This window comes from Ideonella sp. WA131b (assembly GCA_023657425.1).
GTDB lineage: Bacteria > Pseudomonadota > Gammaproteobacteria > Burkholderiales > Burkholderiaceae_C > Rubrivivax.
Genome location: JAGTJW010000001.1, coordinates 1,726,878 through 1,749,787 on the forward strand (window position 1 = coordinate 1,726,878; position 22,910 = coordinate 1,749,787).

The window sequence follows — 22,910 nt, forward strand, 5'->3', positions numbered from 1 at the left end:
TCGTTCCCCGCCGAGTGGGAGTTACAGCTCGCCGTAGGAGTGCAAGCCCGACAGGAACATGTTCACGCCCAGGAAGGCAAAGGTCGTGATCGCCAGGCCCACCAGCGCCCACCAGGCGCTCACCGCGCCACGCAGGCCCTTCATCAGGCGCATGTGCAGCCAGGCGGCGTAGTTCAGCCACACGATCAGGGCCCAGGTTTCCTTGGGGTCCCAGCTCCAGTAGCCGCCCCAGGCCTCGGCCGCCCACAGCGCGCCCAGGATGGTGGCGATGGTGAAGAAGGCGAAGCCGATGGCGATGGCCTTGTACATCAGGTCGTCGAGCACCTCGTACGACGGCAGCCGCGCCGCGATGCGGACGCGCAGCGTGAGGATGCCGGCCACGAGCAGCGCGCTGACCCCGAAGTACAGGGCCCAGTAGGTGGAAAGCGGGTCGACATTGCGGCGGAACACCAGGGGCTCGAAGCACAGCACCACGCCGAGCAGCCACAGCGGCGCCAGCTTCCACCAACGCCTCTCTTCGGCCTGCTGCTTGATCAGGTAGGCGAAGGCCACCATGGCCGCGATCGCGAAGGTGCCGTAGCCGACGAAGTTGGCCGGCACGTGCACCTTCATCCACCAGCTCTGCAGCGCCGGCACCAGCGGCTGGATGGCGTGGGCCTCGCGCACCAGCGTGTACCAGAGCAGGAAGCCGACCGCGGCGCTGACGATCAGCATCGCAAAGGCGCCCAGGGCGCGCGTGCGGTAGTGCTGCTCGTAGTACAGGTAGAACAGTGTCGTCATCCAGCAGAACATGACGAACACTTCGTAGAGGTTGCTCACCGGGATGTGGCCGATGCCGGTGCCGATCTGGTGGCTCTCGTACCAGCGCACCAGCGAGCCGATCAGCGCCATCACCACCGCCGACCAGGCGAAGAGGCTGCCGAGCTTGAGTGCCGTGTTGTCATGGCCGTCGGCCGCCTTGCGCGCCAGCAGGCCGATCCAGTACATCACCGTGCTCAGCACGAACAACAGGCTCATCCACAGGATGGCGCTCTGGCTGGACAGGAAGTACTTGAGCAGGAAGACGTTCTCGCCGGCCGCGAGGTCGGCGCCGAAGTCGTCGGTCGTGCGCGCATACAGCGCGATCGCGATCAGCACCGAGGCGCCCAAGCCCAGGCTCAACACGCGCAGCGGGCCCCAGAACCAGCCCAGGGCGATGAGGCTCGGCGCGCTCAGCGCGAGGATCCAGGTCTCGTAGACGTCGAGACCGCCGCCGTAGCGTTGGAAGGCATAGCCCGCCCCTGCCACCACGAGAGCGGCGAAGATCCAGTCGAACGCCGAGCGCCGCGCCAGCGGGTTGGCACTGCGCCCCAGGATGAGCGTTGTCGTGTTCATGCAGCGGTCTCCTTCAGCAGCGCCTTGTTCAGGCGCTCGAACTCGTGGTCGCCGTCGAGCGTGCGGCGGGTGCTCGACAGGGCGGTGGTGATGCGCGTGCGGGTGGTGTCGCCGGGCGCGGCCGGGTCGGGCTGCAGCCACACCCACAGGCGCCGGTCGCGCACGTAGAGCATCACGAAGACTCCGACGATCAGCAGCGCACAGCCGAGGTAGACCAGGTTCTTGCCCGGGGCGCGCGCCACCTGGAACACACTGGCCTGCACCTGCTTGAAGTCGGTAAGCTGGAAGATCATGGGCGCCGGGTAGAAGTAGCTGTCCGACAGCGAGGTGACGGCCAGCGTCATGTAGCGCTCGGCCTGCTCGCCGGGCAGCAGCGGCTTCAGGCCGGCCTGCTCGCGCGTGAGGTTCATCAGTTCGAACAGCGCGCCGTTCAGGATGCGCAGCATGACCTCGCTGACGCGGAGCCGGTCGGCCTCGGGGACCGTGCTCTCCAGGAAGTCGGCCAGCGACTGCAGGCCGCTGACGCGCTGGCCGTGCGCCGCTGGCAGCTTGCCGGCCTCGGTGCCGGCGAAAAGGCCCAGCACGCGGCGCGTCGTGCCCAGCAGCTGCTCGGCGATCTCGGGCTGGTCGGCGGGCGCCGCCAGCGTCACGTAGCGGCGGGCTGCACGCTCGCGCTGCGTCGGGTCGTCGAGCGCCGCGCGCAGGCGTCGCCAGCCCTCGAGGCTGCCCTGCTCGTCGGCCGGCACACGCAGGTATCGGAACTCGTCCTGCGGCGTCTCGCGCATGCCGAACAGAAACACGTTGGCGCCCTCCAGCATCACCGGCGACATGAAGTTCTGGAACTCGCGTGCCTGGCCAGCGGCGTCGCGCAGTCGGTAGGTGATGCTGGGGCCGATGTTGGTGAGGTCGCGCTTGGTGACCACCTTGTCACCCGCGCCCAGGCGCTGGTCGATCGAGTGCACGAGGTCGACGCGGCGGACGTCGGCGCCGGCCTGGTCGGCCGCCGAGGCCATCAGGTTCTCGACGTTGATGACACGCAGCGTGGCGAACTCCAGTGTCTGCTTCTCCTCGCCCTTGGGTCCGGTGCTCACCAGCTGCGTGGCGCCTCCGATGGTGCCCTTGACCTCGAAGGGCTCGCCCGGTCCCAGCGGCAAGGCGCGCAGCGTGACGCTGGAGCCACCGTCGTCGAAACTGCTCTGGTAGATGGCAATGCCGCGGTGGAAAGCGGGCTTGTTGACTTCGACGCGGTGCTCGATCTTCTCGCCCGTCTGGCGGTCGTGCACGACGATCTCGCTGGCGAACAGCCGGGGCATGCCGGTGGGGTAGTACTCGACGATGAAGCGCTTGAGCTCGACCTCGAACGGCAGCTCCTGCAGCACCACGCCGCCGGGCATGCTCAGCACCGCGGTGCCGGCGCTCATGCCTTCGGGCACGAACAGGTTGCCGCGGAAGGTGGGGTTGCTCGCCGAGAGCCGGTGCTGCTCGGGCACGTCGGGGATCATGCCGCTTCCGGCGAAGACGCTCTTGCCCAGCAGCGCCATCGTGGCGCGCACCATCATGTCGCCGTCGAGCAGGCCGCCGATGCAGATCAGCACGATCGAGCTGTGGGCGGCCAGGTAGCCGATCTTGTTCGGCCGGCCCTTGCGCGCGGCGATCATCACGCCGTGGTCCCGCGTCTGCACCTTGGCGTGCCAGCCCTGCGCCGCCAGCAGGCGGCTGATGCGCGCCAGCGCCTGGGCGGGCGGCTCGGCCACCGCGGCCTGGCCCTTGTGGGCGAAGGCCACCAGGCTTTGCTCGCGCACGCCTTCCTTGTACTGCGACCAGTCGCTGACGATCTTGGGCAGGTTGCGCGCGATGCACAGGCTGGTGGACAGCACCAGGAAGGCCAGGATCAGCAGGAACCAGGGCGCGCTGTACACCGTCTGCAACTGCAGCGCGCCGAAGACCTCGGCCCAGAACGGCCCGAACTGATTGACGTAGTTGATGGCCGGCTCGTTCTGCTTGACCACCGTACCGATGACGCTGGCGATGCAGATGACCGACAGCAGGGTGATCGCGAAGCGCATCGAGGACAGCAACTCGACGGACTCGCGCAGGACGCGCGAGCCAAAACGGACCTCGACGCCGGACGTGGAAACAGCCATGCCCGGATTATGGGTGTCGGCTCTGCCGGCCAGGGCTGCAAAAACGCAAAGGGCCGGCACATGGCCGGCCCCGTGGGCAGCTGCAGGCCGGCGTCAGCGCAGGCCGGCGGCGAAATCGGACACGGCCTTGATCTCGCGTTCGTTCATCTTGCCGGCGATCGCCATCATCTGGGCATTGTTGGCCCGCTCGCCCAGACGGAAGGCGTTCATCTGGGCCTCGGTGTAGGCGACGTGCTGGCCGGCGATGCGCGGGAACTGCGCCGGAATGCCGCTGCCGGCTGGGCCATGGCAGCCGGCACAGGCCGGCACGCCCCTGGCCTTGATGCCGCCGCGCCAGATGGCCTCGCCCAACGCCACCGTCTCCTTGTTGCCGGCAAAGCCCTTGGGGGTGGGCTTGTTGGCATAGAAGGCGGCGATGTGCTTCATGTCCTCTGTCGACAGCGCGGCGGCCATGCCCTGCATGATGGCGTTGCGCCGCTTGCCGCTCTTGAACTCCTGCAGCTGCTTGGCGATGTACTCGGGATGCTGGCCCTGCAGGATGGGGTTGGCGGGCGAGCCGCGCGTGCCGTCGGCCGTGTGGCAGGCCAGGCAGGTGGCGGCCAGCTGCTGGCCGCGGGCGAGGTCGGCCTTGAATGCCGGCACCGGTGTGGCGGCCAGGGCCGCGGAGGACGCAAGCAGGGCGGCGGCCAGCAGGGCCGGTCGGCTCCGGGAGAGGGCGGTCAGCAGCTTCATGCAGGGGCTTTCGGGGGCGGGCTGTCCCGTGGCGTCACACGCCGCAGGCCGGACAAAACCCACGAATTTTACAATGCGCCATGACTCCACCCTTTCGCGCCACCCGCGTCGGCCCGTCGGCCGCGCCAAGCCCGCGTCATGCCGTCACGCCGGTGGCCTCGCCCGGGGCGCGTGCCGCGCTGGCCTGGCTGCATGGCGCCCGCTTCCTCACGACTGCGAGCCGGCTCGACCAGCTCCCGACCGACGAGCTGCGCGAGATCGCCTTCGTCGGCCGCAGCAACGCCGGCAAGAGCAGCGCCATCAACCGCCTGACGCAGCAAAAGCGGCTCGCATTCGCTTCGCGCACGCCCGGACGCACGCAGCACATCAACCTGTTCGACCTCGGTCCGCGCGACGCCGCCGAGGCGCGACTGGCCGACCTGCCCGGCTATGGCTATGCCGCGGTGGAGCGCGCGGCCAAGCTGCGCTGGCAGGAGGTGATGGCCCAGTACCTGGCGCTGCGCCGGCCGCTGCACGGCGTGGTGCTGCTGGCTGACTCGCGCCTGGGCCTGACCGATCTCGACCAGCGCCTGCTGGCCCTGGTGGCGCCGCGCGTGGCCATGGGCGAGGTGCGGCTGCTGGTGCTCTTGACCAAGGTCGACAAGCTCAACCGTTCCGAGGCGCAGCTGGCGCTGCGCGGGGCCACCGAGGCGCTGGCGTCTTTGGGAACCGAGTCCGCCGACGTCGGCGTGAGCACCTTCTCGGCGCTGTCCGGCCAGGGCGTGGCGGATGTCGCCGAGGCGCTGCGCGGCTGGATCGTGCCGCCCGCCACGCCCGCCGAGACCGCCACGTCGGCGGCCCCGGAGGCCTGAGGGTGCTGGCCGGCGTCCGCCTCGCCGAGGCCCACCTGCCCGGCGGCACGGTGCTGGCCTGTCGCAGCGCCGGCACGGGCCCGGTGCGCGCGCTGCTGCTGCATGGCTTCCCTGAGGCCGCCTTTGCCTGGGACGGCGTGCTGCAGCGCCTGGCGCCCCGCCATGCCGCGGTGGCGCCCAACCAGCGCGGCTACCCGGGCAGCTCGGCGCCGGCCGGCGACGCCGCCTACCGCGCGCGGCATTTGGTGGCCGACCTCGCGGCGCTGATCGAGCAGCTCGGCGCGCCGCTGCCGCTGCTGGTGGCGCACGACTGGGGCGGCGCCGTGGCCTGGAACCTGGCGGCGCAGCGGCCGGATCTGATCCGCCGGCTGCTCATCATCAATTCGCCGCATCCCGCCACCTTACTGCGCGAACTGCGGCACGACCCCGAGCAGATCGCCGCCAGCGCCTACATGAACTTCCTGGTGCGCCCGGACGCCGCGGCGCTGCTGGCCGAAGGCGACTTCCGGCGGCTGTGGCCCTTCTTCGGTGACGCTGCCTGGCTCGACGCCGCGCAGCGCGAGCGCTACCGCGAGGCCTGGCGCAACGGCGGCCGCGGGCTCGACCCGATGCTGGCCTGGTACCGCGCCTCGCCGCTGCGGCCAGCGCTGCCGGGCGACGCCAGGCTGGCGCAGATCGACCTGCCCGACGAAGCCGTGACCGTGCGCGTGCCCACCACCGTGCTGTGGGGCGAACGGGACGCGGCGCTCCGCCCGGGGCTGCTGCGCGGGCTGGAGCGCTGGGTTCCGCAGCTCGAACTGACGCGGGTGCCCGAGGGCTCGCACTGGCTGGTGCACGAGCAGCCGGGCTTGGTGGCCGACACGGCCCAGGCACTCATCCAACAGGCCCTGGGGCAGACCGGGCCGTAGCGCGGGCGCAGAGGGCCCAGCGCCGGCTGGCCAAGCCGGCGCCTTGCGCGCGCTGGGCGCGGCCGGCAACGAAAAAGGGCCCATGCCTTGCGACGCGGGCCCTTGCGACAAGCTGCCGCGGGCGAGGATTCACCCCTCGCGCACGCAGGCGCTCACGTCTGACTCACATGTCCATGCCCATGCCGCCCATGCCGCCCATGCCACCGCCGGCCGGGGCCGGGGCCTCGTCCTTCGGGGCCTCGGCGACCATGCACTCGGTGGTCAGGATCAGGCTCGCCACCGAGGCGGCGTTCTGCAGTGCGGTGCGGGTGACCTTGGTGGGATCCAGGATGCCCATCTCGATCATGTCGCCGTAGGTGTCGTTGGCGGCGTTGAAGCCGTAGTTGCCCTTGCCGGCCAGCACCGTGTTGACCACCACGCTCGGCTCGCCACCGGCGTTGTAGACGATCTCGCGCAGCGGGGCCTCGACGGCCTTGAGCACCAGCTTGATGCCGGCGTCCTGGTCGGCGTTGTCGCCCTTGACCGAACCGGCGGCTTGGCGGGCGCGCAGCAGCGCCACGCCGCCACCGGCCACGATGCCTTCCTCGACGGCGGCACGGGTGGCGTGCAGCGCGTCTTCGACGCGGGCCTTCTTCTCCTTCATCTCGACTTCGGTGGCAGCACCGACCTTGATGACGGCCACGCCGCCGGCCAGCTTGGCCACGCGCTCCTGCAGCTTTTCGCGGTCGTAGTCGGAGGTGGCTTCCTCGATCTGGACGCGGATCTGCTTGACGCGGGCCTCGATGTCGGTGGCCTTGCCGGCGCCGTCGATGACGGTGGTGTTCTCCTTGGCCACTTCCACGCGCTTGGCGCTGCCCAGGTCGGCCAGTGTGGCCTTCTCGAGCGTCAGGCCCACTTCCTCGGCGATGACCTTGCCACCCGTCAGGATGGCGATGTCCTCCAGCATGGCCTTGCGGCGGTCGCCGAAGCCCGGGGCCTTGACGGCCACGACCTTCAGGATGCCGCGGATGGTGTTGACCACCAGCGTGGCGAGCGCCTCGCCCTCAACCTCTTCGGCGATGATCAGCAGCGGGCGGCCGCTCTTGGCCACCTGCTCCAGCACGGGCAACAGGTCGCGGATGTTGCTGATCTTCTTGTCGTAGAGCAGCACGAAGGGGTTGTCCAGGAGGGCAACCTGCTTCTCGGGGTTGTTGATGAAGTAGGGCGACAGGTAGCCGCGGTCGAACTGCATGCCCTCCACGATGTCGAGCTCGTTGTCCAGGCTCTTGCCGTCTTCGACGGTGATGACGCCTTCCTTGCCGACCTTGTCCATCGCGCTGGCGATGATCTGGCCGATGGACTCGTCGCTGTTGGCCGAGATGCTGCCGACCTGGGCGATTTCCTTGCTGGTGGTCGTGGGCTTGCTGGCCTTCTTCAGCTCTTCCACGAGGGCGTGGACGGCCCGGTCGATGCCGCGCTTGAGGTCCATCGGGTTCAGGCCGGCCGCCACGTACTTGAAGCCTTCGCGCACGATGGCCTGGGCCAGCACGGTGGCGGTGGTGGTGCCGTCACCGGCGTTGTCGCTGGTCTTGGAAGCGACTTCCTTGACCATCTGCGCGCCCATGTTCTGGAGCTTGTCCTTGAGCTCGATCTCCTTGGCGACCGAGACACCGTCCTTGGTGACCGTGGGGGCGCCAAACGAGCGCTCGAGCACGACATTGCGGCCCTTGGGGCCGAGGGTGACCTTGACGGCGTTGGCCAGGACGTTCACGCCCTCGACCAGGCGGGCACGGGCGTCACCGCCGAAAACAACTTCTTTAGCTGCCATGTATCAATCTCCGATGTCTGTTGATTCAGCCAGGGGGCAGGCGCGGGGCCGGCTTCGCCGAGCCGCTGCCTGAGCCCCCTCGGGGGGTGCCGGATCGCGGCGACCGCCGCGACCGCAGCCTGGGGGCTCGATTACTTCTCGACGACGGCGAAGAGGTCTTCTTCGCGCATCACCAGCAGTTCGTCGCCGTCGACCTTGACGGTCTGGCCGCTGTACTTGCCAAACAGCACGCGATCACCGACCTTGATGTTCAGGGTGACGAAGTCCCCCTTGTCGTTGCGCTTGCCAGGGCCGACGGCCAGCACCTCGCCCTGGTCGGGCTTCTCGGCGGCGTTGTCGGGGATCACGATGCCCGAGGCAGTCTTGGTTTCGTTCTCAAGACGCTTCACGATCACGCGGTCGTGCAACGGACGCAGCTTCATAGGATCTCCTTGGGTCTCAACAATGAACGCGGTTCTGAAAAGTCAGTACCCGCTGACAATGAGGAGCGGGGTCTGGGACCGGCAGGGTGCCGGGCCGCCTCCACTCGTTAGCACTCGGCTTTGGTGAGTGCTAGCAATCTGATTATAGGGGGCGGCTTCAAGGGTTCAAGGGGGAGCTGCGCAATCCCCGCCAGCGCGTCGGGGCCCTGGCTGATCCGGGTGGTCGGCGTCGACGCGGCCCGCTACCGTGCGCCCATGTCGAGCCCGCGCCGCCCGAGGACCGACCGCCGTGCCTGGATGGTGGAGGCCGCCGTGTGCTCCCTTGCCCCGTGGCTGGGGCCGGCGGCCCGCGCCCAGGCGCCGCTGCTGCCTCTCTTCGACGCCCACCTGCACTACAGCCACGACGCCTGGCAGCGCATCCCGCCGCCGCAGGCCGTGGCGCTGCTGCGCGAGGCGGGGCTGAAGAAGGCGATGGTGTCCAGCAGCAGCGACGAGGGCACGCAGAAGCTGTATGCCCTGGCACCCGAGCTCGTGGTGCCGGTGCTCAGGCCCTACCGCAGCCGCGGCGAGATCGGCACCTGGGTGCACGACCGCTCCATCGTCGTCCACTTGCAGGAACGGCTGGCGAGGTACCGCTACGTCGGTCTGGGCGAGTACCACGTGTTCGGTGCGGATGCCGACCTGCCGGTGATGCGCAGCGTGGTGCAGCTGGCACGCGAACGCGGCCTGCTGCTGCACTCGCATTCCGATGCCGAGGCGGTGGAGCGGCAGTTCGGGCAGTGGCCCGAGGCCCGCATCCTTTGGGCGCACGCCGGCTTCGACGCGCCCGAGAACGTGGCCGCGGTGCTGCGCCGCCACCGTCGGCTGTGGGTGGACTTGGCCTTCCGCAGCGATCACGCCAGCGGCAGCACGGTCGAGCCCGGCTGGCGTGCCCTCTTCACCGAGTTCCCCGACCGCGTGCTGTTGGGCACCGACACCTTCACCCCCGAGCGCTGGTACTACGTGGGCGAGCACGCCCGCTGGTCGCGCCAGTGGCTGGCCACGCTGCCGGCCGACGTGGCCGAGCGCATCGCCTGGAAGAACGGCGAGGCGCTGCTGGCCGCGCTGCCGCCGCTGGGGGCGCGATGAAACGCGCAAGCCTGCTGGTCGCCGCCGTGCTGGCTGCGCAAGCCGCGCCGGCGCAGACGCCCGCCGCGCTGGCGCCCGCCGAGTGCCCGGCGGTCGAACCCGGCGCGGCCGTCATCGATCAGCCCGGTCTGCGCGCCACCTGGCGGGCCGAGCCGGCGCCGGCCGTGTCGCGCCCGTTCAAGCTGCAGCTCACGCTGTGCCCGGCACGCGCCGAACTGCGGCGGGTGGACGCCACGATGCCCGAACACCGTCACGGCATGAACTACCGCCCGCGGCTGCAGCCCGCCGGCCCGGGCGCCTGGACCGTCGACGGCCTGGTGTGGCACATGCCCGGCCGCTGGGAGCTGCTGCTCGTCGTCGTGCTCGACGGCCAAGAGCAGCGCCTGGTGCAGTCGATGGTGTTGCGCTGACTGGCATGCACCGGGCCGCACTCGCCGGGCTGCTGGCCGGCTGGGCCCTGGGGGCGGCGGCCGCACCTGCGCTGTTGGATTTCACGACGGACGAACTCGCCCAGATCCGGTCGCACGGCCCCTGGCCGCCTCCGCCGGTGCATGACCCCGCCAACGCGCTCGAAGGCCGCCCCGGGGCGATCGCCTTCGGCCGCCGCCTGTTCCGCGACCGCCGCCTGTCCATCGACGGCCGCGTGGCCTGCGCCAGCTGCCACCGGCCGGCCAACGGCTTTACCGACCGCCGCCCCACCGCGGGTGCCCGCCGCGGCGAGGGCCCGCGCAACACGCCCACGCTGTGGGACGTGGCCCAGCAGCGCTGGTTTGGCTGGGGCGGCGCGACCGACTCGTTGTGGGCCGCGTCGATGGTGCCGATGCTGGCCACCGGCGAGATGGCGCACACCGTGCCGGCGCTGGCCGCGCGTGTGCGCGCCACGCCCGATCTCGCCGCCGGCTGGCAGCGCGCGCATGGCCTGGCGCAAGGCCGCACGATCCCGGCCGACGACGAGGCGGTGGTGGTGGGCCTGGCCAAGGCGCTGGCGGCCTGGCAGGCCACCATCGTCTCGCCGCGCACCCCCTTCGACGAGTTCCGCGACGCGCTGGCCCGCGGCGACCTGCGCGCTGCCGCCCGCTACCCGCAGGCCGCGCAGCGCGGCCTGCGCCTGTTCATCGGCGAGGCGCGCTGCAGCGTCTGCCACGCCGGGCCGCGCTTCTCCAACGACGAGTTTGCCGATGTCGGCGTGCCGTTCTTTGTGCCGGCGGCCCAGGGCGGTGGTGTCGACAGCGGCCGGCACGGTGGGCTGCGCGCGCTGCAGGAGGGCCGCCTCACGCGGCTGGGCCCGCACCACGACGCCGCCGCCGCCGCCGACCCGCGCGCGCTGCTCACGCGGCAGCTGAAGATGGAACCGCGGCACTTCGGCGAGTTCCGCGTGCCGGGCCTGCGCCAGCTGCTGCACACGGCGCCCTTCTGGCACGACGGCAGCGCAGCCACCTTGGGCGCCGTGGTGCGCCATTACAGCCTGCTCGACGAAGACCGCCTTCACGCCGACGGCGAGCGCATTCTGTGGCGGCTGAACCTCACGCCGCGGCAGGCGGCCGACCTCGAGGCCTTCCTGCGCACGCTGAGCACGCCGCTGCCCACGCGCGCTCAGCGCACCACGGCCTCGCCTTCCACCCACACGCGCTGAAGCGCGCCACTGGCGCCGTCCACCTGCACCACGTCGGCCCAGGCGCCGGGTGCCAACACGCCGCGGTCGGCCAGACCCAGGTGCTGCGCGGCCAGCGTGGCGGTGCGCCGCGAGGCCTCGGCCAGCGGCAGGCCCAGCTGCAGCAGCTTCGTGAGCGCGCGGTCCATCGTCAGCGCGCTGCCGGCCAGCGTGCCGTCGGGCAGCCGCACGGCGCCGAGGCACTTGAACACGGCCTGGCGACCGAGCCGGTAGTCGCCGTCGGGCATGCCGGCGGCGGCGGTGGCGTCGGTCACGCAGTACAGGCCGGGGATGCAGCGCAGCGCCACGCGAATGGCCCCTTCGTGCACGTGCAGCCCGTCGGCGATGAGTTCGGCGCGTTCGGCGTGCGCCAGCGCCGCGCCCGCCAGGCCCGGCTCACGATGGTGCAGGCCGGTCATGGCGTTGAACAGGTGCGTGAAGCCGCTGGCGCCGGCGGCCAGCGCGGCCACACCGTCCTCGTAGCGCGCGGCCGAGTGGCCGATCTGCACGACGAAGCCGGCGCGCCTGAGCTCGACGATCAGCGCCAGATGGCCCGGCAGCTCCGGAGCGATCGTCACCAGCCGGATCGGCGCCAGCGCGTGCAGCGCCCGCACCTCGGTCATCGTGGCCGTGGTGGCGAAATCGGGCTGTGCGCCGAGCCGTTCGCGGTTGATGTAGGGGCCCTCGAGGTGCACGCCCAGCACGCGCGCGCCGCCGGCCGCGCGCGTGGCGACGTGCGGTGCCACACCGCGCAGCGCAGCCTCTATCTCGTCGCGCGGGGCTGTCATCGTGGTGGCCAGCAGTGCGGTGGTGCCATGACGGGCGTGCGTGCGCGACAGCGTGGCCACCGCGTCACTGCCTTCCATCGTGTCGCCGCCGCCACCACCATGCACGTGCAGGTCTACGAAGCCGGGCAGCAGGCAGGGCCCCTGGCGCGCCTGGGCCTCGCCGATCGGGGCGCCGTCGACGGCGGCGATGCGGCCGTCAGCACCCAAGCGCACCGGCCCGCTGCGCCAGCCGTCCGGCGTGAGCGCGGCCCCGGGCAGGGTGGTCACGGTGTCTCCGGCGGCAGCGTGCCGTCGGGCGGCGCGTCGGCGGGCAGGCGGAGTCGCTCCGAGGCCCAGTCCCCCAGGTCGCCGTTGCGGCAGCGCTCGCTGCAGAACGGGCGGCTGGGGTTGGACAGGGCAAACACCGCCGGGCCGCGGCAGTGGGGGCAGGTGACGCGGCGCTCGGCGCTGCCGCCAGGGCCGGGCGCCGTCATGCGCAGAGGCTGAGCTCGAAGCGGCAGTCGCTGCCGGCGGCGCGCAGCCGGCCCTCGGCGTCGGGGCGCATGAAGCGGATCGACACCATCAGGCGGTGGCCGCTGATCTCGGGCACCAGGTCGTCGGCGGCGTCGACGCGCACGCGCAGCAGCTGGTAGACCTTGGGGCCGTTGGCCGCCGCGGCGCCTGCCGGCTGCAGACTCTGCTGATACTGCCCGCCGGGCGCGACCATGCGCTGCGGCGTGCCGCTGTCGCGGAGCAGGCCCAACAGCACCTGCAGCGCCTGGGCCAGCGGCGCCAGCGTGGCGGTCCACCCGGCGAGGTCGTCGCGCCGCCGCTGCGGCGGGTGCTGTTGCCAGGCGTAGTAGGCCGGCAGGTCGAACTCGCAGGTTCCGCCGGGAATGCTGATGCGGCTGCGGATGCTCATCAGCCAGTCGTTGGACGCCAGCGACTGGCCGGCCTTGCCCTGCAGCGCGTTCAGCCCCGCGAAGGCGTGGTCGATGCGGCCGGTGATGGCGTCGAGAGCGCGCTCGTCAACGCCGTGCAGGCCGCGGTAGGTCTGCAGTTGCGTGCGGTGGCGCTCAAGTTCCTTGAGCAGGTCGCTTTTCAGGTCGGCGCGCGGGGCCACGTCCATGATCTCGAACAGCGTGGCCAGCGCGAAGTGGTGGTCGACCGGCGCATCGCGCGAGGCCAGGGTGCCCAGGCGGTCGAACAGGTGCTCGAGCCGCAGCATCGTGCGGATGCTCTCGTTAAAAGGGTACTCGTAGAGAACCCCGGTGCGCTCCCGGGCTGGCTCGTTTGACTGCACGGGCAGCATTGTTCCACAGGGCCTGCCGCCCGCCGGGGCACGGTCAGCCCGACGCGGCCCGGAACCAGACCTGCCAGAGCGCCTGCACCTCGGCGCGCAGCGCCTCAAGCGAGAGGCCGTCGTTGTGGATGACAGCGTCGGCCAGCGCCCGGCGCTGCGCTCGCGGGATCTGCTGCGCGATCACGCGGCGGGCCATCGCCTCGTCCCAGCCCGGCCGTTCAGCCACGCGCGCGGCCTGGGTGTCCTCCGGGCAGTCCACCACCAGCACGCGCGCCACGCGGGCGCGCCAGGCAGACTGCGGCGTGAGCAGCGGCACGTCGAACACCACGGGCCGGCCGTCCGCGGTGGCGGCCTGGCGCTGGGCCTCGGCGCCGATGAGCGGGTGCAGGATGGCCTCGAGTCGTGCCTTGGCGTCTGCATCGGCGAAGGCCCGCCTGCGCATGCGTTCGCGGTCGAGCGCGCCGTCGGCGGCCACGAACTTGGGGCCGAACGCTTGGGCCACCGCCGGCATTGCCGCGCCGCCGGGCGTGGTGAGGCTGCGCGCGATGGCGTCGGTGTCCACGAGCTGTGCCCCGAGATCGACCAGCATCGCGGCAACGGTGCTCTTGCCGCTGCCGATGCCGCCGGTCAGGCCGATGGCGGCGCCGGGTTCGAGTCGGCCCACGGGCAGGCCGGCTACCAGCCGATCCAGCCCAGCAAGGTGGGCAGACCGACAAGAATGGTCACCACGCCGCCACCGGCCAGGAAGGGCCCGAACGGCACGAAGCGACCCTCACGCAGCGCGCCGCTGGCCTTCATCGCGAGGCCGATCACCGCGCCCAGCAAGGAGGCCATCAGCAGGATCGGCAGGATGGCCGTGGCGCCAAGCCAGGCGCCGAGTGCCGCCAGCAGCTTGAAGTCCCCATAACCCATGCCTTCCTTGCCGGTGGCCAGCTTGAAGGCCCAGTACACCGCCCACAGCGAGAGATAGCCCGCCGCCGCGCCGGCCACCGACTGCATCAGGGTCAAGCCGGGCAGCCAGCCCAGCGCCGCGGCCCCGACGCCGGCCCACAGCAGGGGCAGCGTCAGCGTATCGGGCAGCAAGGTGGTGTCCCAGTCGATCAGGCTCAGCGCCAGCAGTGCCGCCACCACGCCGCACCACAGTAGAGCCAGCGGCTGTGGACCGATCAGCCAGCCCAAGGTGCCGAACAGCAGTGCGGTGGCGGCCTCCACCAGTGGGTAACGCAGCCCGATGCGGGTACCGCAGGCCGAGCACCTGCCACGCAGTGCCAGCCAGCTCAACACCGGAACATTCTCGAACCAGCGGATCCGATGGCCACAGGCGGGGCAGCGGGAGGCCGGTCGCGCCAGGCTCAGCACGGGCAGCCCGGCGATCGACTTCTCGAGCGTGTCCGAAGCCAGCAACAGCCGCTCGGGCATTGCCGCGCCAAAGGTGCGCTGGTACGACTCGGCGTCAGCGAGCTGCGCGCCCACGTCGCCCCACCACTGCCGCTCCAGCATCAGCGGCAGGCGGTGCACGACGACGTTGAGGAAGCTGCCCACCAGCAGACCCAGCAAGGCCAGGGCCCAGGGCGAGAGCAGCAGGTCCAGCGGCCAGGCCGCGAAGAAGCCACCGGGCATGCCGTCCTCAGACCACGGCGCCGAGCTTGAAGATCGGCAGGTACATTGAGACGACGATGCCGCCGATGAGCGTGCCCAGGATGACGATGATCAAGGGCTCCATCAGGCTCGACAGGCCCTTGACCATCTCGTCGACCTCTTCCTCGTAGAACTCGGCGGCCTTCGCCAGCATGTGGTCGAGCGAGCCCGATTCCTCGCCGATGGCCGCCATCTGCAGCACCATGCTCGGGAACACGCCGGTCGACGTCATGGCGGTGGTGAGCGCCGAGCCGGTGGAAACGTCACGCTGGATCTGCTCGGTGGCGATCAGGTAGACCGCGTTGCCCGAGGCGCCGCCGACGGAATCGAGAGCTTCCACCAGCGGCACGCCGGCGGCGAACATGGTCGACAGCGTGCGTGACCAGCGGGCGATGACCGACTTGTAGATCAGGTCGCCGAACACCGGCACGCGCAACAGCAGCCGGTCCACCGCCATCTGCATCTCTTCGGAGCGCTTCCAGATCTGGAAGAAGAAGAACCCGCCGCCGCCGATGAGGATCGCCATCAACCAGCCCCAACTGACGAAGAACCTGGACATCGCGATCACCGCCAGCGTCGGCACGGGCAGTTCGCCGCCGAAGCCCTTGAACACCTCCTCGAGGGCCGGGATGACGAACCACATGATCACCGTCAGCACGATGACGGCCACCACGATCACGGCGATCGGGTACATCAGCGCCGACTTGATCTTCCGCTTGATGGCGAGCGTCTTCTCTTGGTAGACGGCCAGACGGTCGAGCAGCTGCTCCAGGATGCCGCCGGTCTCGCCGGCCTCGACGAGGTTGCAGTACAGCGCATCGAAGTGCATCGGGTGTTTGCGAAAGGCACTCGACAGGCTGGTGCCGGTCTCGACGTCGGAGCGGATGTCGGTGAGAAGCTTGGTCAACCGCGGGTTGTTCGCGCCGCGCGCCACGATGTCGAACGACTGCAGCAGCGGCACGCCGGCCTTCATCATGGTCGCCAGCTGCCGCGTGAAGATCGCGATGTCCTTCTGCCTGATCGCCTTGCCCCCGCTGGTGCGCCGCTTGCGCACGCGGGTGACCAGCACGCCCTGGCGTCGCAGGCTGGCGTTGACCACGGTCTCGCCGCCGGCGCGCATCTCGCCGCGAACGATCTTGCCGTTCCGGTCCTTGCCCTCCCATTCGAAGATGAGTTCCTTCGGGGATTTCAGGCTCGCTGCGGTGGCCATGGACGCGTGCGTTGGATGACTTCGTGGATGGCGGCAGTGGCGGGCATCACTCGTTGGTGACCGTGATCACTTCCTCGAGCGTGGTGACGCCGGCACGAACCTTGACCAGGCCGGACTGGCGCAGGTCGCGCACGCCATCGGCTTCGGCCCGCTTGGCGATGTCCAGCGCCGTACCCTGTGTCAGGATGATGCGCTGCATCGCCTCGGTCATCGGCATCACCTGGTAGATGCCGACCCGTCCACGGTAACCATTTGTGCATGAACTGCAGCCCACGGCGCGGTAGGGCCTCCAACTGCCGTCCAGGTCTTCGGGCTTGAAGCCGGCCTTCTGCAGGCTCTCGCGCGGGTAGTCCGCCGGCTTCTTGCAGCTCTCGCAGAGCTTGCGCGCCAGACGCTGCGCCGTGATCAGCAGGACGCTCGACGCGATGTTGAACGGCGCCACGCCCATGTTCATGAGGCGCGTCAGCGTCGTGGGTGCGTCGTTCGTGTGCAGCGTGCTCATCACCAGGTGGCCGGTCTGAGCGGCCTTGATGGCGATGTCGGCCGTCTCCAGGTCGCGAATCTCGCCGACCATGATGATGTCCGGGTCCTGGCGCAGGAAGCTCTTCAGCGCTGCGGCAAACGTGAGGCCGGCCTTGTCGTTGACGTTGACTTGGTTGATGCCGGGCAGGTTGATCTCGGCCGGGTCCTCGACCGTGGCAATGTTCACGCCCGGCTGGTTGAGCATGTTCAGGCAGGTGTAGAGCGACAGCGTCTTGCCCGAACCGGTGGGGCCGGTGACCAGCACCATGCCGTAAGGCCGCTGAATGGCAGCCATCAGGCGGTCTTTCTCGATCTTCTCGTAGCCGAGGGCCTCGATGCCGACCTTGGCGCTGGATGGATCGAGGATGCGGATCACCACCTTCTCGCCGAACAGCGTGGGCAGCGTGCTGACGCGGAAGTCGATGGCCTTGCTGCCGAACTTCAGCTTCATGCGGCCGTCTTGCGGCACGCGTTTCTCGGCAATGTCCATGCGCGAGATGACCTTGATGCGCGAGGCCAGCTTGTCCTTGATGGCGATCGGCGGCTGGGTGATCTCTCGCAGTTCGCCGTCGATGCGGAAGCGGACGCGGTAGCTGTGCTCGTAGGGCTCGAAGTGAAGGTCCGACGCTCGCAAGTTGATGGCGTCGATCAGCATCTTCTGCAGGAAGCGGACGACCGGCGCGTCCTCGACATCGGCCGTGACCTCCTGGCTCTCCTGCTGGGCGCCGTCCCCTTCGGTGACGTCGAATTCGAAGTCGCCGCTGGCCAGCGTCTCCAAGGTCTCGTTGGCGCTGATGCTCTGGCTGTCGAGCTGGCGCACCAGCTTGTCGTACTCGACGATCACCCACTCGGGTTGCAGCTGAAGCGCGAACTTGATGCGTTCGCTGGCTTCCTGATCGGTGGGGTCGGCGGCCCCAAGGAAGATGCGGTTGCCCCGCTTGCCCAGGGCGATCAGCTGGTACTGGTTGGCGATCTTCGAGTCGATGATGTTGCGCGGCAGCTTCTGCAGGTCGACCGCGTTGAGGTCGAGAAGCGGCAGCGCCAGCGCCGTGGACAGCGCGTGCGCGATCTCGTCGGGCCTGGCGGCGTTGGCCCCCACCATGGTGGCCAGGAAGCTGGCCTTGCGGTCGCGCGAGCTCTTGGACAGTTCCTCGGCCGTCTTGGCCGACAGCTTTCCGGCATTGACCAGCACGCGGGCCACGCCCGAGAGGGGCGCCGACAACGGCGGCGGGGATGGATCGACCTGCGTTTCGGCGGCCATCGGCAAGCGGACGGGGTGTGACGGGGAAATTGCCATCATCGCCGATCCGCCAAGAGGTGTAAACGCACCGTCTCCCTGTCCGGCGCAACCTCCGCCAGCGGCTTTGGCCGCCCGGCCCTTGGGGTTGGGCCGATTTCGGGGCCCATGCGGCGTTGCGACGCGGACCCGGGCGTACAGCCCGGGCCGCGCGCGGCGCCTGGCCTGGGCCCCGAAGTCGGCCCAAGGCGGGGCTGGATTTCCGCCGCCCACGCTCCCAGGCTGCCAAGATTGGCGAGCCGTCCTCTGTCGTTGGGGAGGCAAGGGGGCAACAAGCCAGAAGAACCCAAGCAGCCAACGCCCGCCGAAACGACGAAGCCCCGCAGTGCGGGGCTTCGCAAGTCCTTGGAGTCCTTGAGATTCCAAGAAATCCTGGTCGGGGTGAGAGGATTCGAACCTCCGGCCTCTACGTCCCGAACGTAGCGCTCTACCAGGCTAAGCTACACCCCGTTTCGGGCGTCGCGCTCAGGAAGACCTGTTCACCGCCCGAACCGATAATTCTAGCAGAGCTTCGCGGGCCCTCGACGGCGGCAGCTTGGCCAACGCCTGGCGCGCTGAGTCGGCCTCGGCCTGGGCGGCGTCGCGCGTGCCCTGCAGCGCACCCGTGCGGCGGACGATCGCCAGGATCTCATCGAGACGGTGCTCGCCGCCGAGCTCGATCGCCTCGCGCAGCGTCTCCCGCTCACGCGGCGTGGCGCGCGCCATTGCCAGCAACAGCGGCAGTGTGGGCTTGCCCTCGCGCAGGTCGTCGCCGACGTTCTTGCCGAGTTTGTGGCTGTCGCCTTCGTAGTCAAGAAGATCATCGACGAGTTGGAAGGCCGTTCCCAGTGCGCGGCCGTAGGCCCCGGCGGCCTCCTCGACCTCGGCCGAGGCTCCGGCCACCACGGCGCCCAGCCGGGCGCTGGCCTCGAACAGCTTCGCAGTCTTGAATCGGATGACCTGCAGGTAGTCCTCGATCGTGAGATCGGGGTCGTGCATGTTCATCAGCTGCAGCACCTCGCCTTCGGCGATGACGTTGGTGGCGTCGGCCAGCACGCGCAGCACGTGCATGCGGTTGACCGACACCATCATCTGGAAGGCTCGCGAGTACAGGAAATCGCCCACCAGCACGCTGGCAGCGTTGCCGAACATGGTGTTCGCGGTGGCGCGACCGCGCCGCAAGGCCGACTCGTCGACAACGTCGTCGTGCAGCAGCGTGGCGGTGTGGATGAACTCCACGATGGCCGCAAGCTCGTGGCGCTCGGGGCCATCGAAGCCCAGGGCTTCGGAGAACAGCAGCACCAGCCGTGGCCGGATCCGCTTGCCGCCGGCGCCGACGATGTACTGCGAAATCTGGTTGACCAGCGCCACGCGCGACGCGAGCCGCTCGCGGATGACCTCATCAACCCTCCGCATCGCCGTGTCCAGCGGGTCGGCGGCAGCAATGACGGGGACGGTGGCGTTCAGCACGGCGGATGACGACTGCAGGTGCTGATTATAGGAAGTCCGCCGGGTCGGCCGTTCCGCCAGACGCGGCGCCAGGCTGCGGGCCGGCTGCATGATCCTCCGCCGTGCTATATTCAAAGGCTCTGCGCCAAGCGCGGAGCTTCACTGAAAGGTCCTCCACATGTACGCGGTCATAAAAACCGGTGGCAAGCAATACAAGGTCGCTGCCGGCGAAAAGATCAAGGTAGAACAGATTGCTGCGGACGTGGGCCAGGAGATCACCATCGAGCAGGTCCTCGCCGTGGGCGAGGGCGCTGAGCTGAAGGTGGGTACGCCCTGGGTCGCGGGTGCGAGCGTCATGGCCACGGTCGTGGCCCATGGCAAGCACGACAAGGTGCGCATCTTCAAGATGCGTCGCCGCAAGCACTATCAAAAGCACGGCGGCCACCGCCAGACCTACACCGAGCTGCAGATCGCTGCGGTCAACGGCTAAGGAGCACTCACCATGGCACAGAAAAAGGGCGGCGGCTCCACCCGCAACGGCCGCGATTCTCAGCCGAAGATGCTTGGCGTCAAGGTCTACGGCGGTCAGGCGGTCAGCGCAGGCGCGATCATCGTGCGCCAGCGCGGCACCAAGTTTCACGCCGGTCGTGGCGTGGGCATGGGCCGCGACCACACGCTGTTTGCGCTGGTCGATGGCACGGTGTCGTTCGACGTCAAGGGCGAGCTGAACCGCCAGACGGTGTTCGTCACGGCGGCCTGAGCGGCACGCTTCCTTACCGCGAAGCCCCGGCCCGCCGGGGCTTCTTCGTTGAGGCCTCGGCAACATGAAGTTCTTCGACGAAGCCACCATCGACATCTCGGCCGGCCACGGCGGGGCCGGCTGCGTGAGCTTCCGGCGCGAGAAGTTCATCCCCTTCGGCGGCCCCAATGGTGGTGACGGTGGCCGTGGCGGCAGTGTGTTCGCGGTGGCCGACCAGAACATCAACACGCTCATCGACTACCGCTACACGCGCCGCTTCGATGCCAAGAACGGCGAGGCCGGCCGTGGGTCCGACCAGTTCGGCGCCGCCGGTGCCGACATCGACATGCGCATGCCGGTGGGCACCATCATCCGCAATGCCGACACCGGCGGGACGATGGCCGAGCTGCTGCAGCACGGCCAGCGTGTGCTGCTGGCCAAGGGTGGTGACGGTGGCTTCGGCAACCTGCACTTCAAGAGCAGCACCAACCGCAGCCCGCGCCAGAAGACACCGGGCTGGCCGGGTGAGGCCTTCAAGCTGCAGCTCGAGTTGCGCGTGCTGGCCGACGTGGGCCTTCTGGGCATGCCCAACGCGGGCAAGAGCACCTTCATCGCGGCCGTCAGCAACGCGCGGCCCAAGATCGCGGACTACCCGTTCACCACGCTGCATCCCAATCTGGGCGTGGTGCGCGTGGGGCCGGAGCGCAGCTTCGTCATCGCCGACATCCCCGGCTTGATCGAAGGCGCCAGCGAAGGCGCGGGCCTGGGCCACCAGTTCCTGCGCCACCTGCAGCGCACGCGCCTTCTGCTGCACATCGTGGACGTGGCGCCCTTCGACGACAGCGTCGACCCCGTTGCCCAGGCCCGGGCCATCGTCGCCGAGCTGAAGAAGTACGACCCCGCGCTCCATGCCAAGCCGCGCTGGCTGGTGTTCAACAAGCTCGACATGGTGCCGCCCGAGGAGCGCCAGGCGCGTGTCAAGGACTGCGTGAAGCGCCTGCGCTGGAAGGGCCCGGTGTTCGCCATCTCGGCATTGGCGCGCGACGGGCTGCAGCCGCTGCTGGAGAAGATCCAGAACTTCGTGGCCGAGCAACTGCCGCCGCCTCCGCCCGCGCCCGACCTGCGCTTCGATGCGTCGCCACCGTCCTCGGAGGGTAAGGTTCAAGACGACGAGGCCGCACGATGAGCGTGCTGCAGTCAGCCCGCCGCATCGTCGTCAAGGTTGGCTCCAGCCTCGTCACCAACGAGGGCCGGGGTGTCGATGCCGAGGCCATCGACAACTGGTCGCGCCAGCTCGCCGCTCTGGCGCGCGAAGGGCGAGAGTTGGTGATGGTGTCCAGCGGCGCCATTGCCGAGGGCATGAAGCGCCTGGGCTGGGCCACGCGCCCGAAGCAGCTGCACGAGCTGCAGGCCGCGGCCGCTGTGGGCCAGATGGGCCTGGTGCAGATGTACGAGACGCGGCTGCGCGAACATGGCATGCCTAGCGCCCAGGTGCTGCTGACGCACGCCGACCTCGCCGACCGCGAGCGCTACCTCAACGCGCGCTCGACGCTGCTCACGCTGCTGTCCCTGGGCGTGATCCCGGTGATCAACGAGAACGACACCGTCGTCAATGACGAAATCAAGTTCGGCGACAACGACACGTTGGGCGCGCTCGTGGCCAACCTGGTGGACGCCGATGCCTACGTGATCCTCACCGACCAGCGCGGCCTCTTCAGCGCCGACCCGCGCAAGGATCCGGCCGCCCGCTTCATCGACGTGGCCACCGCCGGCGACCCGGCGCTGGAGGCCATGGCCGGCGGCGCCGGCAGCGCCATTGGCCGCGGGGGCATGCTCACCAAGGTGCTGGCAGCCAAGCGCGCGGCACGCAGCGGCACGAGCACCATCATCGCCTGGGGCCGCGAGCGCGATCTGCTGCTGCGCCTGGCCTCGGGCGAGGCCATCGGCAGCGCGCTGGTGGCCGGCACCGCCAAGCTGGCGGCGCGCAAGCAGTGGATGCTCGACCACCTGCAGCTGCGGGGCGCCGTGCGCGTGGACGCGGGCGCGGTGGCCAAGTTGCGCGACGAGGGCAAGAGCTTGCTGCCCATCGGCGTGCACGAGGTCGAGGGCGAGTTCGCGCGCGGTGACGTGATCGCGGTGCGCACGCAGGGCGCTGGCCTGGAGATCGCTCGCGGACTGGCTAACTACTCGTCAGCCGAGTCGCGCCTGATCGCGCGCAAGCCCAGCTCGCAGATCGAGACGCTGCTGGGCTATGCCAACGAGCCGGAGTTGATCCACCGCGACAACCTGGTGCTGACCTGCTGATCACCCCGTGGGTTCGCCGCCCTCGGGCATCGGCGACGGGCTGGTGTTGCGCGCCTCGGGCCCCTGCCGTCTGGCCCGCAGTCCCGTGCGCAGATAACGGTTTTGGTGATTGGTGCGCGGCAGGTAGCGGGCCAGTTCGGTAAGCGCCAACTCATAGACGCCGCGCTTGAACTCGATGACCATGTCCAGCGGTACCCAGTAGTCGTTCCAACGCCAGGCGTCGAACTCAGGGTGATCGGTGGCGCGCAGGTTCATGTCGCTGTCGCGGCCGAGCAGGCGCAGCAGGAACCAGATCTGCTTCTGGCCACGGTAATGACCGCGTGCTTCCCTGCGGATGAAGTGGTCGGGCACCTCGTAGCGCAGCCAGTCGCGCGTGCGCCCCATGATCTGCACATGATCGGGGCGCAAGCCGACTTCCTCGTGCAACTCGCGCAGCATCGCCTGCTCCGGCGTTTCGCCATGCTGGATGCCGCCCTGCGGGAACTGCCAGGAGTGCGTGCGGAGGCGTTTGCCCCAGAACACCTGATTGCGCGAGTTCAGCAGAACGATGCCGACGTTGGGCCTGAAGCCTTCCCGGTCGAGCATAATGAACCCCGATTTGTGACTGATTTCATTATTGCACCGCAACGGTGCGACCCCGGAACCCGGGAAACCCGCAACCGTTGCCGGCATGCAGTCAGCAGGC

At 69.6% G+C, this 22,910-nt stretch carries 23 protein-coding genes and 1 tRNA gene; 9 read left to right on the top strand and 15 right to left on the bottom strand.

Annotated elements, in window-relative coordinates; all coding sequences use genetic code 11:
* Nucleotides 1–21: 21 nt before the first annotated feature.
* The 3 genes from ccsB to KA711_07890 form a co-directional block, all read right to left on the bottom strand.
* Complete coding sequence (ccsB, locus tag KA711_07880; GenBank protein MCM0608904.1) at nucleotides 22–1,374, bottom strand: c-type cytochrome biogenesis protein CcsB; 1,353 nt, start codon at nucleotides 1,372–1,374, stop codon at nucleotides 22–24.
* Nucleotides 1,371–3,518, bottom strand: a complete 2,148-nt coding sequence (locus KA711_07885) for a cytochrome c biogenesis protein ResB (protein ID MCM0608905.1) — start codon at nucleotides 3,516–3,518, stop codon at nucleotides 1,371–1,373. Before KA711_07885 ends, ccsB begins: the two co-directional genes overlap by 4 nt.
* 93 nt (nucleotides 3,519–3,611) lie before the next feature.
* Nucleotides 3,612–4,250 carry a cytochrome c4 gene (locus KA711_07890; GenBank protein MCM0608906.1) on the bottom strand — a complete coding sequence of 213 codons (639 nt, stop codon included), beginning with the start codon at nucleotides 4,248–4,250 and terminating at the stop codon, nucleotides 3,612–3,614.
* 80 nt (nucleotides 4,251–4,330) lie between these two features.
* On the opposite strand from KA711_07890, the gene KA711_07895 reads away from it, so the two are divergent.
* The gene (locus KA711_07895; protein ID MCM0608907.1) at nucleotides 4,331–5,101 is read left to right on the top strand and encodes a YihA family ribosome biogenesis GTP-binding protein; all 771 of its coding nucleotides are present in this window, start codon (nucleotides 4,331–4,333) and stop codon (nucleotides 5,099–5,101) included.
* On the top strand, nucleotides 5,098–6,009 hold the full coding sequence (locus tag KA711_07900) for an alpha/beta fold hydrolase (GenBank protein MCM0608908.1): 912 nt from the start codon (nucleotides 5,098–5,100) through the stop codon (nucleotides 6,007–6,009). Before KA711_07895 ends, KA711_07900 begins: the two co-directional genes overlap by 4 nt.
* 163 nt (nucleotides 6,010–6,172) lie before the next feature.
* Here KA711_07900 and groL read toward each other — a convergent pair whose 3' ends face one another.
* Both groL and groES read right to left on the bottom strand, forming a co-directional pair.
* Nucleotides 6,173–7,816 carry a chaperonin GroEL gene (gene groL / locus KA711_07905; GenBank protein ID MCM0608909.1) on the bottom strand — a complete coding sequence of 548 codons (1,644 nt, stop codon included), beginning with the start codon at nucleotides 7,814–7,816 and terminating at the stop codon, nucleotides 6,173–6,175.
* Nucleotides 7,817–7,947: 131 nt separating this feature from the next.
* Nucleotides 7,948–8,238 carry a co-chaperone GroES gene (gene groES / locus KA711_07910; GenBank protein ID MCM0608910.1) on the bottom strand — a complete coding sequence of 97 codons (291 nt, stop codon included), beginning with the start codon at nucleotides 8,236–8,238 and terminating at the stop codon, nucleotides 7,948–7,950.
* A 255-nt stretch (nucleotides 8,239–8,493) separates the two neighbouring features.
* Between groES and KA711_07915 the strand changes: the two genes are divergently transcribed.
* Genes KA711_07915 through KA711_07925 form a run of 3 tightly spaced genes read left to right on the top strand, consistent with a single transcriptional unit; the run spans nucleotide 8,494 to nucleotide 10,999 of the window.
* Nucleotides 8,494–9,366: a hypothetical protein gene (locus KA711_07915; protein ID MCM0608911.1), complete on the top strand. Its 873-nt coding sequence runs from the start codon at nucleotides 8,494–8,496 to the stop codon at nucleotides 9,364–9,366.
* Nucleotides 9,363–9,776 carry a hypothetical protein gene (locus tag KA711_07920; protein MCM0608912.1) on the top strand — a complete coding sequence of 138 codons (414 nt, stop codon included), beginning with the start codon at nucleotides 9,363–9,365 and terminating at the stop codon, nucleotides 9,774–9,776. Before KA711_07915 ends, KA711_07920 begins: the two co-directional genes overlap by 4 nt.
* Before the next feature lie 5 nt (nucleotides 9,777–9,781).
* On the top strand, nucleotides 9,782–10,999 hold the full coding sequence (locus KA711_07925) for a hypothetical protein (protein ID MCM0608913.1): 1,218 nt from the start codon (nucleotides 9,782–9,784) through the stop codon (nucleotides 10,997–10,999).
* Here KA711_07925 and nagA read toward each other — a convergent pair.
* The 9 genes from nagA to KA711_07970 all read right to left on the bottom strand — a co-directional run bounded on the left by nagA (nucleotide 10,960) and on the right by KA711_07970 (nucleotide 19,149).
* Nucleotides 10,960–12,063, bottom strand: coding sequence for an N-acetylglucosamine-6-phosphate deacetylase (nagA, locus tag KA711_07930; GenBank protein ID MCM0608914.1), 1,104 nt, complete (start codon nucleotides 12,061–12,063; stop codon nucleotides 10,960–10,962). The genes KA711_07925 and nagA overlap by 40 nt on opposite strands.
* A 5-nt stretch (nucleotides 12,064–12,068) precedes the next feature.
* A complete protein-coding gene (locus KA711_07935; GenBank protein MCM0608915.1) occupies nucleotides 12,069–12,278 on the bottom strand; it encodes a DNA gyrase inhibitor YacG in 210 nt (69 codons plus the stop codon).
* A complete protein-coding gene (zapD, locus tag KA711_07940; GenBank protein MCM0608916.1) occupies nucleotides 12,275–13,096 on the bottom strand; it encodes a cell division protein ZapD in 822 nt (273 codons plus the stop codon). The genes KA711_07935 and zapD overlap by 4 nt, the downstream gene beginning before the upstream one ends.
* 34 nt (nucleotides 13,097–13,130) lie before the next feature.
* Nucleotides 13,131–13,751 (bottom strand): dephospho-CoA kinase, encoded by a 621-nt coding sequence (gene coaE / locus KA711_07945; GenBank protein ID MCM0608917.1) that lies wholly within the window; start codon nucleotides 13,749–13,751, stop codon nucleotides 13,131–13,133.
* Nucleotides 13,752–13,762: 11 nt separating this feature from the next.
* The gene (locus KA711_07950) at nucleotides 13,763–14,707 is read right to left on the bottom strand and encodes a prepilin peptidase (GenBank protein ID MCM0608918.1); all 945 of its coding nucleotides are present in this window, start codon (nucleotides 14,705–14,707) and stop codon (nucleotides 13,763–13,765) included.
* Nucleotides 14,708–14,714: 7 nt separating this feature from the next.
* Nucleotides 14,715–15,935: a type II secretion system F family protein gene (locus KA711_07955; GenBank protein ID MCM0608919.1), complete on the bottom strand. Its 1,221-nt coding sequence runs from the start codon at nucleotides 15,933–15,935 to the stop codon at nucleotides 14,715–14,717.
* Between the two features lie 46 nt (nucleotides 15,936–15,981).
* Complete coding sequence (gene pilB, locus KA711_07960) at nucleotides 15,982–17,718, bottom strand: type IV-A pilus assembly ATPase PilB (protein MCM0608920.1); 1,737 nt, start codon at nucleotides 17,716–17,718, stop codon at nucleotides 15,982–15,984.
* Between the two features lie 409 nt (nucleotides 17,719–18,127).
* A tRNA-Pro gene (locus KA711_07965) sits at nucleotides 18,128–18,204 on the bottom strand.
* A 15-nt stretch (nucleotides 18,205–18,219) separates the two neighbouring features.
* Nucleotides 18,220–19,149 carry a polyprenyl synthetase family protein gene (locus KA711_07970; protein MCM0608921.1) on the bottom strand — a complete coding sequence of 310 codons (930 nt, stop codon included), beginning with the start codon at nucleotides 19,147–19,149 and terminating at the stop codon, nucleotides 18,220–18,222.
* Between the two features lie 211 nt (nucleotides 19,150–19,360).
* Here KA711_07970 and rplU point away from each other — a divergent pair, with 211 nt between their 5' ends.
* From rplU to KA711_07990, 4 genes are all read left to right on the top strand, one after another.
* Nucleotides 19,361–19,672, top strand: coding sequence for a 50S ribosomal protein L21 (rplU, locus tag KA711_07975; protein MCM0608922.1), 312 nt, complete (start codon nucleotides 19,361–19,363; stop codon nucleotides 19,670–19,672).
* 12 nt (nucleotides 19,673–19,684) lie between these two features.
* Nucleotides 19,685–19,942, top strand: coding sequence for a 50S ribosomal protein L27 (gene rpmA, locus KA711_07980; protein MCM0608923.1), 258 nt, complete (start codon nucleotides 19,685–19,687; stop codon nucleotides 19,940–19,942).
* A 64-nt stretch (nucleotides 19,943–20,006) separates the two neighbouring features.
* Entirely contained in the window at nucleotides 20,007–21,107 is a 1,101-nt protein-coding gene (gene obgE / locus KA711_07985) for a GTPase ObgE (protein ID MCM0608924.1), read from the top strand.
* The gene (locus tag KA711_07990; protein MCM0608925.1) at nucleotides 21,104–22,225 is read left to right on the top strand and encodes a glutamate 5-kinase; all 1,122 of its coding nucleotides are present in this window, start codon (nucleotides 21,104–21,106) and stop codon (nucleotides 22,223–22,225) included. Before obgE ends, KA711_07990 begins: the two co-directional genes overlap by 4 nt.
* Here the strand turns inward: KA711_07990 and KA711_07995 are convergent, their stop codons facing one another.
* On the bottom strand, nucleotides 22,226–22,810 hold the full coding sequence (locus tag KA711_07995) for an RNA pyrophosphohydrolase (protein ID MCM0608926.1): 585 nt from the start codon (nucleotides 22,808–22,810) through the stop codon (nucleotides 22,226–22,228).
* Nucleotides 22,811–22,910 lie beyond the last annotated feature (100 nt).

Coding starts and splice junctions, on each gene's coding strand:
- KA711_07950 (MCM0608918.1), bottom strand. CDS start 14,707: ATGCCCGGTGGCTTCTTCGCGGCCTGGCCGCTGGACCTGCTGCTCTCG.
- KA711_07920 (MCM0608912.1), top strand. CDS start 9,363: ATGAAACGCGCAAGCCTGCTGGTCGCCGCCGTGCTGGCTGCGCAAGCC.
- KA711_07970 (MCM0608921.1), bottom strand. CDS start 19,149: ATGCGGAGGGTTGATGAGGTCATCCGCGAGCGGCTCGCGTCGCGCGTG.
- groES (MCM0608910.1), bottom strand. CDS start 8,238: ATGAAGCTGCGTCCGTTGCACGACCGCGTGATCGTGAAGCGTCTTGAG.
- KA711_07895 (MCM0608907.1), top strand. CDS start 4,331: ATGACTCCACCCTTTCGCGCCACCCGCGTCGGCCCGTCGGCCGCGCCA.
- groL (MCM0608909.1), bottom strand. CDS start 7,816: ATGGCAGCTAAAGAAGTTGTTTTCGGCGGTGACGCCCGTGCCCGCCTG.
- obgE (MCM0608924.1), top strand. CDS start 20,007: ATGAAGTTCTTCGACGAAGCCACCATCGACATCTCGGCCGGCCACGGC.
- rpmA (MCM0608923.1), top strand. CDS start 19,685: ATGGCACAGAAAAAGGGCGGCGGCTCCACCCGCAACGGCCGCGATTCT.
- KA711_07955 (MCM0608919.1), bottom strand. CDS start 15,935: ATGGCCACCGCAGCGAGCCTGAAATCCCCGAAGGAACTCATCTTCGAA.
- KA711_07885 (MCM0608905.1), bottom strand. CDS start 3,518: ATGGCTGTTTCCACGTCCGGCGTCGAGGTCCGTTTTGGCTCGCGCGTC.
- pilB (MCM0608920.1), bottom strand. CDS start 17,718: ATGGCCGCCGAAACGCAGGTCGATCCATCCCCGCCGCCGTTGTCGGCG.
- KA711_07890 (MCM0608906.1), bottom strand. CDS start 4,250: ATGAAGCTGCTGACCGCCCTCTCCCGGAGCCGACCGGCCCTGCTGGCC.
- KA711_07990 (MCM0608925.1), top strand. CDS start 21,104: ATGAGCGTGCTGCAGTCAGCCCGCCGCATCGTCGTCAAGGTTGGCTCC.
- KA711_07935 (MCM0608915.1), bottom strand. CDS start 12,278: ATGACGGCGCCCGGCCCTGGCGGCAGCGCCGAGCGCCGCGTCACCTGC.
- KA711_07915 (MCM0608911.1), top strand. CDS start 8,494: ATGTCGAGCCCGCGCCGCCCGAGGACCGACCGCCGTGCCTGGATGGTG.
- KA711_07925 (MCM0608913.1), top strand. CDS start 9,782: ATGCACCGGGCCGCACTCGCCGGGCTGCTGGCCGGCTGGGCCCTGGGG.
- zapD (MCM0608916.1), bottom strand. CDS start 13,096: ATGCTGCCCGTGCAGTCAAACGAGCCAGCCCGGGAGCGCACCGGGGTT.
- ccsB (MCM0608904.1), bottom strand. CDS start 1,374: ATGAACACGACAACGCTCATCCTGGGGCGCAGTGCCAACCCGCTGGCG.
- rplU (MCM0608922.1), top strand. CDS start 19,361: ATGTACGCGGTCATAAAAACCGGTGGCAAGCAATACAAGGTCGCTGCC.
- KA711_07995 (MCM0608926.1), bottom strand. CDS start 22,810: ATGCTCGACCGGGAAGGCTTCAGGCCCAACGTCGGCATCGTTCTGCTG.